Genomic DNA, 17,825 nt, shown 5'->3' with positions numbered 1-17,825 from the left:
CGCAAATCATGCTCACCCGCTTGCGAGAAATAGTCGAAAAGGTGGCCAGTGCGCCTCGCCTCAACGAGGCGTTGAATATTCTGGTCACTGACATCTGTCTTGCGATGGAAACCGACGTCTGTTCGGTGTATCTGGCCGACCATGACCGACGCTGTTATTACCTGATGGCGACCCGTGGTTTAAAAAAACCACGTGGCCGTACCGTCACGCTTGCGTTTGATGAAGGCATCGTTGGGTTGGTTGGGCGCCTCGCTGAACCTATCAACCTTGCCGATGCGCAAAAACACCCCAGCTTCAAATACATCCCCTCCGTTAAAGAAGAGCGTTTCCGCGCATTCCTCGGCGTGCCTATCATTCAGCGTCGTCAGCTGCTTGGCGTGCTGGTGGTTCAGCAGCGCGAGCTTCGACAGTACGATGAGAGCGAAGAGTCGTTTCTGGTTACGCTGGCAACGCAGATGGCGGCGATCCTGTCGCAGTCTCAGCTGGCTGCCCTCTTTGGTCAGTATCGCCATACGCGCATACGTGCACTTCCGGCCTCGCCTGGCGTGGCGATTGCGGAAGGCTGGATGGATGCGACCCTGCCGCTGATGGAGCAGGTGTACGAGGCCTCAACGCTTGACGAAGCGCTCGAACGTGAACGCCTCACCGCTGCGCTGGAAGAGGCGGCGAACGAGTTTCGCCGCTACAGCAAGCGTTTTGCGGCAGGTGCCCAAAAAGAGACGGCGGCCATCTTTGACCTCTACTCCCACCTGCTTTCCGATGCGCGTCTGCGGCGTGAACTGTTTGCCGAAGTTGATAAAGGCGCGGTCGCGGAGTGGGCGGTAAAAAAGGTTATCGAAAAGTTTGCCGAGCAGTTTGCGTCATTAACGGACGGGTATCTTAAGGAGCGCGCGGGGGATTTACGCACGCTGGGGCAGCGACTGCTGTTCCATCTCGACGATACCAATCAGGGCGCAAATGCCTGGCCTGAACGCTTTGTGCTGGTGGCCGATGAGCTGTCGGCAACGACGCTGGCTGAACTGCCGCAGGACAGGCTCGCGGGCGTTGTCGTGCGCGATGGCGCGGCCAACTCCCATGCGGCCATCATGGTCCGTGCGCTGGGCATCCCGACCGTGATGGGCGCGGATATCCAGCCCTCAGTCCTGCACAGACGCACCCTGGTTGTGGACGGCTATCGCGGTGAGCTGTTAGTCGACCCGGAACCGGTGCTGCTTCAGGAATATCAGCGGTTAATCAGTGAAGAGAACGAATTAAGCAAGCTGGCGGAAGACGACGTCAACCTGCCCGCGCAGCTCAAAAGCGGCGAGCGCGTCAAGGTGATGCTCAACGCGGGCTTAAGCCCTGAACACGAAGAGAAGCTTGGCAGCCGTATCGACGGCATTGGCCTGTACCGCACCGAAATTCCTTTCATGTTGCAGAGCGGCTTCCCCTCCGAAGAGGAGCAGGTGGCGCAGTACCAGGGCATGCTGCAGATGTTTAACGACAAACCGGTGACGCTGCGTACCCTGGACATTGGTGCCGATAAGCAGTTGCCGTACATGCCGATCAGCGAAGAGAACCCGTGCCTGGGCTGGCGCGGGATCCGCATTACGCTCGATCAGCCGGAGATCTTTCTGATCCAGGTCCGCGCGATGCTGCGCGCCAATGCGGCGACGGGAAACCTCAGCATTTTACTGCCGATGGTGACCAGCATCGATGAAATCGACGAGGCCCGTCGGTTGATTGAGCGCGCGGGGCGTGAAGTCGAAGAGATGATCGGCTATGCAATCCCTAAACCCCGGATTGGCGTCATGCTCGAAGTCCCGTCGATGGTCTTTATGATCGCACAGCTGGCCAATCGCGTTGATTTTATCTCCGTCGGCACTAACGATTTAACCCAGTACATTCTGGCCGTCGACCGTAACAACACGCGCGTAGCCAGTATTTACGACAGCCTCCATCCGGCTATGCTCCGTGCCCTGGCAATGATCGCCCGTGAGGCCGAGCAGTATGGCCTCGATCTGCGTCTGTGCGGTGAGATGGCCGGCGATTCGATGTGTGTGGCGGTGCTGATCGGCCTGGGCTATCGTCATCTGTCGATGAACGGTCGTTCCGTTGCCCGCGTAAAATACCTGTTACGCCACATCGATTTTGACGATGCGCGGGAGCTGGCAGAACGCAGTCTCGACGCGCAACTGGCAACCGAAGTACGCCACCAGGTAGCGGCCTTTATGGAGCGACGCGGTATGGGCGGCCTGATCCGCGGCGGCCGCTAGCGGCTATCGTCCCTCTTCCTGTGGGGGAGGGGCGTCATCCAGGTATCGGTGCGCACAATACTCTATACACATCTTTTACATCTCAGACGCATCCACCTGGGCTGCCTTATGCTATTATTCGCAACCTTGGAGCACCTGCCAGTGGCGGGAATGCAATTCTACCGCTGTCCACTTTCAGCGGAATAACAACATCTTGTGGTGACAGATGAACAGTGGTTATCTGCATTTTCCGGAATTTGATCCGGTCATTTTTTCAGTAGGACCTGTAGCGCTTCACTGGTACGGACTGATGTACCTGGTCGGTTTTATTTTTGCCATGTGGCTCGCAGGGCGTCGCGCTAATCGTCCGGGTAGCGGCTGGACGAAGAACGAAGTCGAGAACCTGCTGTATGCGGGCTTCCTCGGTGTGTTCCTGGGTGGGCGCATCGGCTATGTTCTGTTCTATAACTTCCCGGTTTTCCTGAGCGATCCCCTCTATCTGTTCCGCGTCTGGGACGGCGGCATGTCCTTCCACGGCGGCCTGATTGGCGTGATCTTAGTGATGCTCATCTTTGCCAAACGCACCAAGCGTAACTTCTTCCAGGTGGCTGATTTTATTGCGCCTCTGATCCCGTTTGGGCTGGGCGCGGGTCGTCTGGGTAACTTCATCAACGGGGAGCTTTGGGGGCGTGTCGATCCGAGCGTGTCGTTTACGATGCTGTTCCCGGGTTCGCGTGCAGAAGACCTGGCGCTGCTGCCGTCTCACCCTGAATGGCAATCCATTTTCGATACCTACGGCGTTCTGCCGCGCCACATGTCCCAGCTCTATGAACTGGCGCTTGAAGGCGTAGTGCTGTTTATCATTCTTAACCTGTTCATCCGCAAGCCACGCCCAACGGGGGCGGTTTCTGGCCTGTTCCTGATTGGCTACGGCGCGTTTCGTATCATCGTCGAGTTCTTCCGCCAGCCGGATGCGCAGTTTACCGGCGAATGGGTACAGTACATCAGTATGGGGCAGATCCTCTCCATTCCGATGATTGTCGCGGGTGCCGTTATGATGATCTGGGCCTACCGCCGTCGTCCACAGCAACAACTTTCCTGAGGAACCATGAAACAGTATCTTGAATTGATGAAAAAAGTGCTCGATGAGGGCACGCCAAAAAATGACCGCACCGGCACCGGGACGCTCTCTATTTTTGGCCACCAGATGCGCTTCAACCTGCAGGAAGGTTTCCCTCTGGTGACGACGAAGCGCTGCCATCTGCGCTCGATCATTCATGAACTGCTCTGGTTCCTGCAAGGCGACACCAACGTAGCGTATCTGCACGAAAACAACGTCTCCATCTGGGACGAATGGGCCGATGAGAATGGCAACCTCGGTCCGGTTTACGGCAAGCAGTGGCGGGCATGGCCTACCTCTGACGGCCGCCATATCGACCAGATCACCACCGTAATGAACCAGCTGAAAAACGATCCGGACTCGCGCCGTATCATCGTTTCTGCCTGGAACGTGGGTGAACTGGACAAAATGGCGCTGGCACCGTGCCACGCGTTTTTCCAGTTCTATGTGGCGGACGGTAAGCTCTCCTGCCAGCTTTATCAGCGCTCCTGCGACGTGTTCCTCGGCCTGCCGTTTAACATCGCCAGCTACGCGCTGCTTGTGCACATGATGGCGCAGCAGTGCGATCTGGACGTGGGTGATTTTGTCTGGACGGGCGGGGACACCCACCTGTACAGCAACCACATGGATCAAACGCATCTTCAGCTGAGCCGCGAACCGCGTGCGTTGCCGAAACTGGTTATCAAACGCAAACCTGAATCGATCTTCGATTATCGTTTCGACGATTTCGAGATTGAAGGTTACGACCCGCACCCGGGTATCAAAGCCCCGGTTGCAATCTGATGCGGTAAATCGTTACACAGCCGGCGCTTTTTAGCGCCGGTTTTTTTTCGTCCTCAATGCCTTTTACGAGGCGCATTCCGCGGCCGTTGCAATCTGTTGCAAAAGACAAAAAACACCTGAAAGCGGCTCGCAAACTTCACATTCGTCCCTCGTTAAATATCTCTACCGTCGTCACACTCCCGGCATGAAAAATGAGAACGGCTTTACGCTGATTGAAACACTGATTGCCCTTACGCTTGTGGTGATCCTGAGCGCTACAGGGCTTTACGGCTGGGACAGCTGGCAACGCCAGCAGCGGCTATGGCAAACCGCAGGGCAGGTGCGCGATTACATGGTGTTTTTGCGTAACGATGCTAACCGCCATAACCGCGACCACCTGGTCACGCTTCAGCGGGATGAAAACAGAAACTGCCTGGTGAGTTCCATCGTAATGGATTGCGAAAGCGGTGGTCCCTTCGTGATGGTGCCGCTCTGGCCTGAGGTCGTCATCAGCGAGATAACACCGTCGCTGGGGTTCTTTGGGCTGAGAGATACCGCCTGGGCCGGGCGGGTAGGGGTGAAAAGTCGCGCGGGTGAGTGGCTGATTATTATCTCAAACGCAGGACGAATCAGAATGTGTAATGCAGCAGTTCAGGGAGCGTGTCGATGAACCAGAGCGGCTTTTCGCTTACGGAGATGCTGATGGCTATGGCTATCAGCAGCATTTTGTTGGTCAGCACATCGCGTTTTTTGCCGGCGTTACACCGTGCGGTTTTGCTGCAATCCGGGCAACAGGAGCTTGAGGAGGAGGTCTGGCAGCGTCTGTTTTCCATCGGTAAGCAGCTTCAGCGGGCGGGCTACTGTGCAGGAAATTGCCAGGGAACGGGGCTGACCATTGGCCGACAGGGCAGTTGTGCCATCGTAAAATGGGATGCCAACAGCAATGGGGCCTGGGACGCGTCCTCCTCTGAAAACGACAGCACCGGATTTCGCCTGGAGTCGGGCGCGCTGGAAACGCTGCGCGGGGCGACCAGCTGTGAAGGGCGAGGATGGGAAAAGCTTACCGATCCAGACCGGATTGCGATCCAGCAGTTAAAAGTAAGCAAAGTGGAACACGCCGGTTTTGCGCCGGAACTGACTGTTGAGCTGGTTGCCCTTCGGCAAGGCGCGTTAGCCGCGCCGTTTGCCGCGCGCTATACCGTCACGGGATTCAATCTGTGAACCGTCAGCAGGGAATGTCGTCGTTGGCGCTGGTCGTGCTTTTGCTGGTACTCGGCACCCTGATCCTGACCGGCCTCAGTCAGCAGCTTGATAGCCTTAGCGCCCTGGTCGGGGGCGAGACCCGCTCGCTTCGGGAGCAGATGGCCGCACAGTCAGCGCTGGAATGGGGGCGGATGCAGAACTGGGCCTTACAGTCCGGGGTGCAGTGTAAAGCGAACAAAGACTGGCATGTCTGTTTGCGATTGTTGAACGAGGGGCGCGTGTTGTTGATAGCCGGTAGCGATGACACGCTGCTATGGCGCGCTGGAGAGATAACTGACGGGCGCATACGTTTTTCCCCTCACGGCTGGAGCGATTTCTGCCCGCTTAAGGAGAGTGCACTATGTCAGTTACCCTGAGCAGACAAAAAGGGTTTAGCATGGTCGAAGTCCTGCTGGCGATGATGCTGCTGGTTATTATTGTGACGGCGCTATCGGGTTATCAGCGGGTGCTGGCGACGCGCTATTCGGCGCTGAATCAGACCCGCCAGCTTTGGCACCATGTCTGGAATTTGTCGCAGCTCTCAACCTTTACGTCACCGACTGGCTGGCAGGCGAGCCGAATGCAGACAACGCGGTCCGGATGTGTCAGCATCACGGTCTCACTTATTTCTCCTCTGGGACGACGCGGCGAAATAACACGTCTGCATTGCCCGGTTAGTCAGTAGTCTGGAGCGTTTATGTTAAGGGTCTACCACTCAAATCGTCTTGATGTGCTGGAAGCACTGATGGAATTTATTGTCGAGCGCGATCGCCTCGACGATCCTTTTGAGCCTGAAATGGTGCTGGTGCAAAGTACCGGTATGGCGCAGTGGCTGCAAATGTCCCTCTCGCAGAAGTTTGGCATTGCGGCGAACATCGACTTTCCGCTGCCCGCGAGCTTTATCTGGGAGATGTTTGTTCGCGTGCTGCCCGACATCCCTGAGCAGAGCGCCTTCAACAAACAGAGCATGAGCTGGAAGCTGATGACCCTGTTACCGGATATGCTGACGCACGATGAATTCACGATGCTGCGTCACTATCTCAATGACGATACCGATAAACGCAAGCTGTTCCAGCTGGCCTCACGTACCGCCGATCTGTTTGACCAGTATCTGGTGTACCGTCCTGAGTGGCTGACGGCCTGGGAAGCCGGTGAGCGGGTGGAGGGCTTACCCGACGCGCAAATCTGGCAGGCGCCACTCTGGAAAGCGCTGGTGGAACACACGGAGAAACTCGGCCAGCCAAAATGGCACCGTGCCAACCTGTACCAGCGTTTTATTTCGATCCTTGAACAGGCTACCGAGCGTCCGGCCCGTCTGCCGTCGCGGGTGTTTATCTGCGGAATATCCGCCCTTCCGCCTGTGTACCTGAATGCACTGCGAGCGCTCGGCCAGCATATTGATATCCACATTCTTTTTACTAACCCCTGCCGCCACTACTGGGGGGATATTCAGGACGCCCGCTGGCTCGCCCGGTTAGTCACCCGGCAACGTCGCCGCCTTTTTGAAGAACGCAGCGTTCCCCTGTTTAAAGACAGCGCAACCGCCGCGCAGCTCTTCGATGAAGACGGCATGCAAAACTTGCCCAATCCGCTGCTTGCCTCCTGGGGAAAACTCGGGCGCGACTATATTCATATGCTCTCCGACATCACCTCTTCTGGCGAAGGGGATGTGGATGCCTTCGCAGAGATTGCGCCGGACAGCCTGCTGCACAACATCCAGATTGATATTCTGGATCTGGAAAACCGCGCCGTCATGGGGATCTCGTCAGAGGAATTTGTTCGCAGCGACGGTAAACGCCTGCTGGATCCTGACGACCGAAGCATCACCGTGCACGTTTGCCACAGCCCGCAGCGAGAGGTTGAGATCCTTCATGACAGGCTCCTGGCGATGCTGCAGGATGACCCGACCCTGACGCCGCGCGACATCGTGGTTATGGTGGCGGATATCGACAGCTACAGCCCGTTTATTCAGGCTGTATTTGGCAGCGCCACGGGCGAGCGGTATCTGCCGTACGCCATTTCTGACCGCCGTGCGCGCCAGTCGCATCCTGCCTTGCAGGCTTTTATCAGCCTGCTCTCACTTCCGGACAGCCGCTTTATTTCTGAAGACGTGCTGGCGCTGCTGGATGTCCCGGTCCTGGCGGCCCGTTTTGACGTTAACGAAGAGGGGTTGCGCTACCTTCGCCAGTGGGTGAATGAGTCCGGTGTTCGCTGGGGGCTGGACGATGACAACGTTCAGGAGTTCGAGCTTCCGCCGACGGGCCAGCACACCTGGCGGTTTGGCCTGACGCGTATGCTGCTGGGCTACGCGATGGAGAGCCTCCACGGTGAGTGGAACGAGGTGCTCCCCTACGATGAATCCAGCGGTCTCATCGCTGAGCTGGTGGGCCATCTTGCCTCGCTGCTGATGCAGCTTAACCGCTGGCGTCGTGAGCTAATGCAGCCTCGCCCGCTTGTCGAGTGGCTTCCCGTCTGCCGCGAAATGCTTAATGCTTTCTTCCTGCCGGACGACGAAACAGAAGCCGCGATGGCGCTCATTGAAAAACAGTGGCAGGCCATCATCGAAGAGGGGGTCAATTCACACTACTCCGAGGCGGTTCCGCTGTCGCTTCTGCGCGATGAACTGACGCAACGCCTCGATCAGGAGCGGATCAGCCAGCGGTTCCTGGCCGGCCCCATCAATATTTGTACCCTGATGCCCATGCGTTCGATCCCCTTCCGCGTGGTTTGCCTGCTGGGGATGAACGACGGGATCTATCCACGCGCGCTGCCACCGCTGGGGTTTGATTTGATGAGCGCTCAGCCGAAGCGGGGTGACCGCAGCCGCCGTGACGACGACCGCTACCTGTTCCTGGAAGCGCTCATCTCGGCGCAGAGCAAGCTCTACATCAGCTATATCGGGCGCTCGATTCAGGACAACAGCGAACGCTTTCCCTCTGTGCTGGTACAGGAACTGGTGGATTATATCGGGCAGAGCCACTATCTGCCGGGTGACGAAGCCCGCAACTGTGACGAAAGTGAACGGCGCGTGAAAGATCATATTACGTTTCACCACAGCCGCATGCCGTTTGATCCGGTTAACTACGCCAGGAATGAACAGCAGAGCTATGCCCAGGAATGGCTCCCGGCGGCGAAACGGGAAGGCACGGCACACACCGATTTTATTCAGGAGCTGGAGCCCCGCTTAATTGACACCCTGACGTTCGAGCAGCTTTCGCGATTTTGGGCGCACCCGGTACGGGCATTTTTCCAGCAGCGCCTGCAGGTCAACTTCCGCTCTGAAGAGAGTGAAATCCCCGATGCGGAACCCTTTACCCTTGATGGGCTGGAACGCTACCAGCTTAACCTTCAACTGCTGAATGCCCTGGTTGACGAGGAAGATGCTCAACTGCTTTATCGCCGCTACCGCGCGGCGGGACAACTGCCTTATGGCGCGTTTGGTGAGATTGTCTGGGATACGCAGTGCCAGGAGATGACGACTCTGGCGGAGCGCGTGATTGCATGCCGACAACCCGGACAAAGTATTGAGATCGATCTCGACTGTAACGGCGTGCAACTCACCGGCTGGCTGACCCATGTGCAGTCTGATGGCCTGCTGCGCTGGCGGCCCTCCATGCTCAGCGTTTCACAAGGTTTGCAACTCTGGCTCGAACATCTTGTCTACAGCGCAGAGGGAAATAAGGGAGAGAGCCGGTTATTCCTGCGTAAAGACGGTGAGTGGCGCTTCCCGCCCATGGAGGCTGAGCAGGCGCTGGCATATTTATCGTTGTACATTGAAGGCTACCGGCAGGGAATGAACAAACCGTTGCTGCTACTGCCAGAAAGTGGTGGGGCGTGGATAAAAGCCTGTTACGACGCGCAGAATGATGCCATGTTAACGGACGAGGCCTCCCTGCAAAAAGCGCGGAGTAAATTTTTGCAGGCCTACGAAGGGAACATGATGGTACGCGGTGAAGGTGACGATGTCTGGTATCAGCGCTTATGGAGAACGCTTGAGCCAGAATTCTTTGACGCCATCACGCAGGAGGCACAGCGCTACCTGTTACCGTTGTTTAAATTTAATCAGTCCTGACGGCTGTATAAAAATTGCGCTGATTTTGGCGTTCATTTATTATGCAGCTCTTATCACGGAGTGATGTACCAAAAGAAAGAGATGCTGGCGTGTCCAGCACGCAGTTTGTTAATGATGTAGCCGTGATAAAGAGGTCGTAATGCCAGGCAGCACCTTGTTTAAAGCGTTTGTATTGTTTGTCGCCCTCTGGGCCCCCTTCACTCAGGTAGATTCCGGTTGGCAACCCATCCAGGAAACGATTCGCAAAAGCGAGAAAGATACCCGCCAGTATCAGGCCATTCGCCTTGATAACGGGATGACCGTGCTGCTGGTTTCCGATCCCCAGGCGGTGAAATCGCTCTCTGCACTGGTGGTGCCGGTTGGGTCTCTGGAAGATCCTGAGGCGCACCCGGGTCTGGCTCACTATCTTGAACACATGACGCTGATGGGGTCGAAAAAGTACCCGCAGCCGGATAGCCTGTCAGAATTCCTGAAAATGCATGGCGGCAGCCACAACGCCAGTACGGCGCCTTATCGCACGGCGTTCTACCTTGAAGTGGAAAATGATGCGCTGGCAGGGGCGGTGGACCGCCTCGCTGACGCTATCGCCGCGCCGCTACTGGATAAAAAATACGCCGACCGCGAACGAAACGCGGTGAATGCGGAATTGACCATGGCCCGCACGCGCGATGGCATGCGCATGGCGCAGGTCAGCGCTGAAACCATCAACCCGGCGCACCCCGGCGCGCGCTTTTCCGGTGGTAACCGAGAGACGTTAAGCGATAAGCCGAACAGCCCCGTGCTCAAGGCGCTGCATACGTTTCGCGATAAATATTACTCAGCCAACCTGATGAAAGCCGTCATCTACAGCAACAAGCCGTTGCCTGAGCTGGCGAACATGGCGGCCCAGACCTTTGGCCGGGTGCCGAATAAAAATATCGATCTGCCGCAGATTAACGTGCCGGTGGTAACCGACGCGCAAAAGGGGATCGTGATCCACTACGTGCCGGCGCTGCCGCGTAAGGTCCTGCGCGTTGAGTTCCGTATCGATAACAATACCGCCCAGTTCCGCAGTAAAACCGATGAACTGGTGACCTATCTTATCGGTAACCGCAGCCCTGGTACGCTCTCTGACTGGCTGCAAAAGCAGGGGCTGGTCGAGGGGATCCGTGCCGACTCCGATCCGGTGGTAAACGGCAACAGCGGTGTGCTGGCGATTTCCGCAACCCTGACCGATAAAGGCCTCGCGAACCGCGATGAGGTGGTTGCTGCGATCTTCAGCTATCTCTCTTTGCTGCGTGAGAAAGGGGTGGATAAACGTTACTTTGATGAACTGGCGCATGTGCTGGATCTCGATTTCCGCTATCCCTCGATTACGCGTGACATGGACTATGTTGAATGGCTCGCCGATACCATGATCCGCGTGCCGGTGGCCCACACGCTTGATGCTGTCAACATTGCTGACCAGTACGACGCCGGGGCGTTAAAAGCACGTCTGGCGATGATGACCCCGGAGAACGCACGTATCTGGTATATCAGCCCGAACGAGCCGCACAATAAAACGGCCTACTTCGTGGATGCGCCTTATCAGGTTGATAAGATCGGCGAGGAGACCTTTGCGAAGTGGCAGAAGCAGTCCGCCGGGATTGCCCTGGCGTTGCCGGAGCTTAATCCCTACATTCCGGACGACTTCACGCTGATTAAGACCACCAAAGCTTATCCGCACCCGGAACTCATTGTTGATGAACCAACGCTGCGCGTGGTTTACACCCCAAGCCGCTATTTTGCGAGCGAACCGAAAGCCGATGTCAGCGTTGTGCTGCGCAACCCGAAGGCGATGGACACGGCCAGAAATCAGGTGATCTTTGCGCTTAATGACTATCTGGCGGGTATCGCTTTAGACCAGCTTAGCAATCAGGCCGCCGTGGGGGGTATTAGCTTCTCTACCAATGCCAACAACGGTCTGATGCTTAACGCTAACGGCTACACCCAGCGTTTGCCGCAGCTGTTCCAGGCGTTGCTCGAAGGCTATTTCAGCTATACGCCAACCCAGGAGCAGCTTGAGCAGGCTAAGTCCTGGTATGCGCAGATGATGGATTCCGCGGAGAAAGGCAAAGCCTACGAACAGGCGATCATGCCGCCGCAGATGCTGTCGCAGATCCCCTATTTCCAGCGGGATGAACGCCGCGCGCTGCTGCCCTCCATATCATTAGACGATGTGCTGGCGTACCGGGCGTTACTGAAAACCAACACCCGGCCCGAGTTCCTGATTGTGGGGAATATGAGTGAAGAGGCCGCGAAAACCCTGGCGCAAAATGTGCGTACCCAGTTGGGGTCGAAAGGCGAGGTGTGGTGTCGCAATCAGGATGTGCTGGTTGAGAAAAAACAGAATGTGATTTTCGAAAAAACGGGTGGCAGTACGGATTCCGCGCTGGCTGCCGTCTTTGTGCCAACGGGATATGACGAATATGCCAGCTCTGCGCAGAGCGCCGTGCTGGGGCAAATTATCCAGCCGTGGTTCTATAACCAACTGCGCACCGAAGAACAGCTCGGCTATGCGGTCTTTGCGTTTTCGATGAACGTAGGGCGTCAGTGGGGCCTCGGGTTCCTGTTGCAAAGCAGTGATAAGCAACCGGCCTATCTCTGGCAGCGCTATCAGGCCTTCTTCCCGCAGGTCGAAGCGAAGCTGCGCGCCATGAAGCCGGACGAGTTTGCCCAGATCCAGCAAGCCGTTATCGCACAGGTTATGCAGTCGCCGCAGACGTTGGGTGAAGAAGCCTCACAGCTGAGCAAAGATTTCGATCGCGGTAATATGAAGTTTGATTCGCGTGATAAAGTAGTGGCCGAGATAAAACAGCTGACCCCTCAGAAGGTTGCCGATTTCTTCCATCAGGCGGTGGTCAAACCGCAGGGAATGGCTATCCTGTCTGAGGTTTCCGGCAGCCAGAGCGGGAAAGCAGAATTCGTTGACCCGAAAGGCTGGAAAGTCTGGAAGAGCATCAGCGCGCTGCAACAATCTATGCCCTGGAGTAAGAAAGAATGACCGATACCGCTGAGTCCCTTGATCCCTTACGTTTGCCGCTACAGGGTGAACGATTGATTGAAGCCTCAGCGGGAACGGGAAAAACCTTCACCATCGCCGCGCTTTACCTTCGCCTGTTATTGGGGCTGGGCGGCAATGCCGCGTTTCCACGCCCGTTAAGCGTGGAAGAACTGCTGGTGGTGACGTTCACCGAGGCCGCCACCGCCGAGCTGCGCGGCCGTATTCGCGCCAACATCCATGAGCTGCGCATCGCCTGCCTGCGCCAGACCACGGATAACCCTCTCTATGCGAGTCTGCTCGAAGAAATTGCTGATAAGCAGCAGGCGGCCCAGTGGCTACTGTTAGCCGAACGGCAAATGGACGACGCCTCCGTCTTCACCATCCACGGTTTTTGTCAGCGTATGTTGAGCCTGAATGCCTTTGAATCTGGCATGCTGTTTGAACAGCAGCTCATCGAAGATGAGTCGGAGATTCGCTACCAGGCCTGTGCGGATTTCTGGCGTCGTCACTGTTATCCGCTACCGCGCGACATTGCAGAAGCGGTGCATGCTTTGTGGAAAGGTCCGGAAGATCTGCTGCGCGCCATTGGCCGCTACCTGCAGGGTGAAGCACCGGTGATCAAATCCCCGCCGCCAGCAGATGAAACGCTGGCCTCGCGTCATGAAAAGATCATCGCGCAAATCGTCGGATTAAAGCAGAAGTGGAATGAGTCCGTTGGCGATATCGATGCGATCATTGAAAACTCGGGTATCGACAGGCGCAAGTTCAATCGCGGTAATCAGGGCAAGTGGATCGAGAAGATCAGCGCCTGGGCGCAGGAAGAGACGCGGGGCTATCAGCTCCCGGACGCGCTGGAAAAATTCTCTCAGCGCTTCCTTGCGGAGCGGACCAAAGCCGATGGCATTGTGCCTGAACACCCCTTATTTGTTTCCATTGAGGCGCTGCTGGCTGAGCCGCTCTCGCTCAATGACCTGATTATTACCCGCGCGATGGCTGAAATTCGCGACGCTGTGGCGCGGGAGAAACGCCGACGGGGCGAACTCGGATTTGACGATATGCTGAGCCGGCTGGACGAGGCGCTACGCAGTGAAAATGGCGAAGCGCTGGCTCACGCTATCCGTACCCGTTTTCCGGTGGCGATGATTGATGAATTTCAGGATACCGATCCCCAGCAGTACCGTATTTTCCGGCGCATATGGCGACAGCAGCCTGAAACCGCACTGCTGCTGATCGGCGATCCCAAACAGGCTATTTACGCTTTTCGCGGGGCGGATATTTTCACCTATATGAAGGCACGCAGTGAAGTCGAGGCGCACTATACGCTCGATACCAACTGGCGCTCCTCTCCCGGCATGGTTGAAAGCGTCAACGCGCTGTTTGAACGGATGGATGCGGCATTTATGTTCCGGGAAATTCCCTTCAAGCCGGTTAAGTCCGCCTCGAAGAACGCCGATCTGCGTTTTGAATATAACGGCGCGGTGCAGCCTGCCATGCGTTTTTGGCTGCTGGACGGTGAAGGCTACGGCGTGGCTGACTATCAAACCGCGATGGCGCAGCACTGTGCCGCGCAAATCCGTGACTGGCTGAGCGCAGGTTCGCGTGGCGAAGCGCTGCTGTGGAAGGGGGAGAACGCCACGCCGGTTAAAGCCTCTGATATCACGGTGCTGGTGCGCAGCCGTCAGGAGGCGGCGCTGATCCGCGATGCGCTTACGCTGCTCACCATTCCTTCTGTTTATCTCTCAAACCGCGACAGCGTATTCGACACCCTGGAAGCGCAGGAGATGCTATGGCTGCTGCAGGCGGTGCTGGCGCCTGAACGTGAAAGCACGCTTCGCAGCGCGCTGGCGAGCTCTATGCTGGGGCTCAATGCCCGCGACATTGACGCACTCAATAACAATGAAACCGCGTGGGATGAGGTGGTGGACGAGTTTGTTCATTACCGTGAGCGCTGGCAAAAACGCGGCGTGATGGCGATGCTGCGTGAACTGATGGCGCAACGCCGTATTGCGGAGAATCTGCTGGCGACGGCAGGGGGAGAGCGCCGCCTGACGGATATCCTGCACATCAGCGAACTGCTGCAGGAAGCCGGTTCTCAGCTGGAAAGCGAACACGCCCTGGTGCGCTGGCTGTCGCAGCAAATTGCCGATCCGAACAGCAACGCGTCAAGCCAACAGATGCGCCTTGAAAGCGATAAACATCTGGTGCAAATCGTCACTATTCACAAATCTAAAGGGCTTGAATACCCGCTGGTCTGGCTGCCGTTTATCGCTAACTACCGCGTGCAGGATCAGGCGTTTTATCACGATCGTGAGACCTTTGAGGCGGTGCTTGACCTCAGCAAAGCCGAAACCAGCGTGGAGCTGGCAGAAGCCGAACGGCTGGCGGAAGATCTGCGTCTGCTGTACGTGGCGCTTACCCGTTCCGTCTGGCACTGCAGCCTGGGGGTTGCACCGCTCTTTCGCCGCCGGGGTGAAAAAACAGGCGAGACGGATTTCCATTTGAGCGCCCTGGGGCGGCTTATCCAGCGCGGCGAACCGAAAGATGCGGCTGGGCTGCGTCAATGTATTGAATCGCTCTGCGGCGACCATATCGCCCTGCATGTCCCCGAGCTTCCCGACAATCGTCGCTGGCATCTACCTGAGCAGGCCGAGCCTGATCTCAACGCCCGGCCGATTGTCCGAACCGTTGCGGACGACTGGCGGGTGACCAGCTACTCAGGCTTACAGCAGCACGGCCAGAGCATTGCTCAGGATCTGATGCCGAAGCTGGATATCGACGCGGCGGGCGTCGGCGAGGTGCCTGTCGAGCCTGTACTGACGCCGCATCAGTTCCCGCGCGGCGCGTCGCCCGGTACGTTCTTGCATAGCCTGTTTGAAGAGCTGGATTTCACGCAGCCGGTATCGGAGGCGTGGGTGGAAAAGATGTTGCAAAGCGGCGGCTATGAGGCGAAGTGGCAGCCCGTGTTGACCGAGTGGGTCAATGCCATCCTGCAGGCGCCGCTGACGGAAGAGGGTATCTCTCTGAGCCAGTTGACGGCCAAAGATAAACAGGTGGAGATGGAGTTTTACCTGCCTATCGCCAGCCCACTTAGGGCTGAGGCGCTTGATGCGCTGATCCGCGAATACGATCCGTTGTCTGCCGGGTGCCCGCCGCTCAATTTCCGCCAGGTTCAGGGGATGCTGAAAGGGTTTATTGACCTTGTGTTCCGCCATCAGGGGCGTTACTACCTGCTTGATTACAAATCGAACTGGCTGGGTGAAAACAGCGACGCCTACACCCAACAGGCCATGGCTTCTGCCATGCAGATGCATCGTTATGACCTGCAATACCAACTCTATACCCTGGCACTGCATCGTTACCTGCGCCATCGCATGGCGGATTACCGTTACGAAGACCATTTTGGCGGCGTTATCTATCTCTTCCTGCGTGGCGTGGACCCGGCTAACCCGAGTTCCGGCATCTTCAGTACGCGGCCTGACGCGATGCTGATTGAAAAGATGGATACCCTTTTTGCCGCAACCCAGGAGGAGATGGCATGACGATGCAGGAACGGCTGCTGGATGCCGTAGAACAACGCGTATTACGCCCGCTGGACGTGCAATTTGCCATGCTGGTTGCGGATGCCCATCCCGCCGTGATGCTGGCGGCGGCGCTCCTGAGCAAGGATGCGGGCGAGGGACACGTCTGCCTGCCGGTTTCACGTCTCGCCATTGATGAGAAAATGCCCCCGGTGTTGCAGGCCTGTTTTGCCCTGCTCGACGAGACGCTGGACTGGCAGAGCACGCTGACAAATTCTCCGGCGGTCGGCTGCGGGGATCGTCATACGCCGATGATCCTGATAAGCGATCGCTTATACCTCAACCGCATGTGGCGCAATGAACTTACGGTCGCGCAGTTTTTCAGTGAGACGAACGCCCCGTTGCCGTGTGATGAAGGCCAGCTGCGGGAAACGCTTGATACCCTGTTTCGCTCCAGTGACGCAGTCGACTGGCAGAAAGTGGCCGCGGCTGTGGCGTTAACGCGACGGATATCGGTGATTTCAGGTGGGCCGGGAACGGGCAAAACTACCACCGTGGCGAAGCTTCTCGCCGCGTTGATCCAGCTTGCGGGCGAACAAAAATGCCGTATACGCCTGGCGGCACCAACCGGCAAAGCCGCCGCGCGCCTGACGGAGTCTCTTGGCGGCGCGCTGAAAAAGCTGCCGCTGACGGACGATCAGCTTGCCCTGTTCCCCAGTGAGGCCAGTACGCTGCACCGTTTACTGGGCGCGCAGCCTGGTAGCCAGCGCCTGCGTTACCATGCCGGAAACCCGCTGCATCTGGACGTGCTGGTGGTGGATGAAGCCTCAATGATTGACCTGACGATGATGTCACGTCTGATTGATGCGCTGCCATCCCATGCGCGGGTCATCTTCCTCGGCGATCGCGATCAGCTTGCCTCGGTTGAAGCGGGGGCGGTGCTGGGCGATATCTGCACCTATGCAAGCCTGGGTTATACCGAGGCGCGCGCAAAAGAGCTGTCGCGCCTGACGGGCTGCCCGCTGAACGGTGAGCCCTCCGCCCAGGCCGGCGCGCTGCGCGACAGCCTGTGCCTGCTGCAAAAAAGCTATCGTTTTGGCAGCGAGTCCGGCATTGGTCAACTCGCGGCGGCGGTGAACAACGGCGATCGCCATACCACGCGCGGCGTGTTTGACGGGACGTTCACCGATATCGAGAAAAAGTCACTGCAAACCGGGGAAGAGTACCAGGCGATGCTGAATGACGCCCTGCTGGGCTATCAGCATTTCCTGCGCGGTGTGCAGCAGAAAAGCACGCCGGAGGAGGCTATCGCGGCGTTCGGCGAATACCAGCTTCTGTGCGCTCTGCGGGAAGGCCCGTTTGGCGTGGCGGGGCTGAACGAAAGGCTAGAGCAGCTGATGGCGCAAAAGCGCAAGATTAACCGTTCGCCGTATTCGCGCTGGTATGAGGGAAGGCCGGTGATGATTTCGCGTAATGACAGCGCCCTGGGCCTGTTTAACGGCGATATTGGCATTGCGCTGGACCGTGGGCAGGGGCTACGCGTCTGGTTCCAGATGCCGGATGGTAGCGTCAAGTCCGTACAGCCAAGCCGTCTTCCTGAACACGAAACGGCATGGGCAATGACGGTGCATAAATCCCAGGGCTCTGAGTTCAACCATGCGGCGCTGATCCTGCCAACCCAGCTTTCGCCGGTGATCACCCGCGAGCTGATCTACACCGCCATAACCCGCGCGCGCCAGCGGCTCTCGCTGTATACCGATGACCGCATTCTGGTGCAGGCGATTGCCACGCGTACCGAGCGCCGAAGCGGTTTAAGCAGGATATTTGACGGCGCGTAAGCGACAGCCCTCACCGG

General features: G+C 57.4%; 11 protein-coding genes. All 11 read left to right on the top strand.

Annotated elements, in window-relative coordinates:
- Nucleotides 1-8 precede the first annotated feature (8 nt).
- The 11 genes from ptsP (at nucleotide 9) to recD (ending at nucleotide 17,808) form a co-directional block, all read left to right on the top strand.
- Complete coding sequence (ptsP, locus tag ACWKX3_RS22880) at nucleotides 9-2,255, top strand: phosphoenolpyruvate--protein phosphotransferase (protein ID WP_368746949.1); 2,247 nt, start codon at nucleotides 9-11, stop codon at nucleotides 2,253-2,255.
- Nucleotides 2,256-2,460: 205 nt separating this feature from the next.
- Nucleotides 2,461-3,336, top strand: a complete 876-nt coding sequence (gene lgt, locus ACWKX3_RS22875; protein WP_006178309.1) for a prolipoprotein diacylglyceryl transferase — start codon at nucleotides 2,461-2,463, stop codon at nucleotides 3,334-3,336.
- Between the two features lie 6 nt (nucleotides 3,337-3,342).
- Complete coding sequence (thyA, locus tag ACWKX3_RS22870; protein WP_454542524.1) at nucleotides 3,343-4,137, top strand: thymidylate synthase; 795 nt, start codon at nucleotides 3,343-3,345, stop codon at nucleotides 4,135-4,137.
- A 184-nt stretch (nucleotides 4,138-4,321) separates the two neighbouring features.
- Complete coding sequence (locus ACWKX3_RS22865) at nucleotides 4,322-4,786, top strand: prepilin peptidase-dependent protein (RefSeq protein WP_442780163.1); 465 nt, start codon at nucleotides 4,322-4,324, stop codon at nucleotides 4,784-4,786.
- A complete protein-coding gene (locus tag ACWKX3_RS22860; RefSeq protein ID WP_006178305.1) occupies nucleotides 4,783-5,337 on the top strand; it encodes a prepilin peptidase-dependent protein in 555 nt (184 codons plus the stop codon). The genes ACWKX3_RS22865 and ACWKX3_RS22860 overlap by 4 nt, the downstream gene beginning before the upstream one ends.
- Nucleotides 5,334-5,735 (top strand): DUF2509 family protein, encoded by a 402-nt coding sequence (locus ACWKX3_RS22855; protein WP_102890268.1) that lies wholly within the window; start codon nucleotides 5,334-5,336, stop codon nucleotides 5,733-5,735. The genes ACWKX3_RS22860 and ACWKX3_RS22855 overlap by 4 nt, the downstream gene beginning before the upstream one ends.
- On the top strand, nucleotides 5,720-6,043 hold the full coding sequence (locus tag ACWKX3_RS22850) for a prepilin-type N-terminal cleavage/methylation domain-containing protein (RefSeq protein WP_006178301.1): 324 nt from the start codon (nucleotides 5,720-5,722) through the stop codon (nucleotides 6,041-6,043). The genes ACWKX3_RS22855 and ACWKX3_RS22850 overlap by 16 nt, the downstream gene beginning before the upstream one ends.
- A 12-nt stretch (nucleotides 6,044-6,055) precedes the next feature.
- Complete coding sequence (recC, locus tag ACWKX3_RS22845; protein ID WP_454542523.1) at nucleotides 6,056-9,430, top strand: exodeoxyribonuclease V subunit gamma; 3,375 nt, start codon at nucleotides 6,056-6,058, stop codon at nucleotides 9,428-9,430.
- 139 nt (nucleotides 9,431-9,569) lie between these two features.
- A complete protein-coding gene (gene ptrA, locus ACWKX3_RS22840) occupies nucleotides 9,570-12,452 on the top strand; it encodes a pitrilysin (RefSeq protein ID WP_454542522.1) in 2,883 nt (960 codons plus the stop codon).
- Nucleotides 12,449-15,991, top strand: a complete 3,543-nt coding sequence (recB, locus tag ACWKX3_RS22835; protein ID WP_454542521.1) for an exodeoxyribonuclease V subunit beta — start codon at nucleotides 12,449-12,451, stop codon at nucleotides 15,989-15,991. The genes ptrA and recB overlap by 4 nt, the downstream gene beginning before the upstream one ends.
- Entirely contained in the window at nucleotides 15,988-17,808 is a 1,821-nt protein-coding gene (gene recD, locus ACWKX3_RS22830) for an exodeoxyribonuclease V subunit alpha (protein WP_058608548.1), read from the top strand. Before recB ends, recD begins: the two co-directional genes overlap by 4 nt.
- The last annotated feature ends 17 nt before the right edge of the window (nucleotides 17,809-17,825 follow it).

The organism is Enterobacter sp. UPMP2052, assembly GCF_053709675.1.
This window is presented reverse-complemented; position numbering and strand designations above follow the sequence as displayed.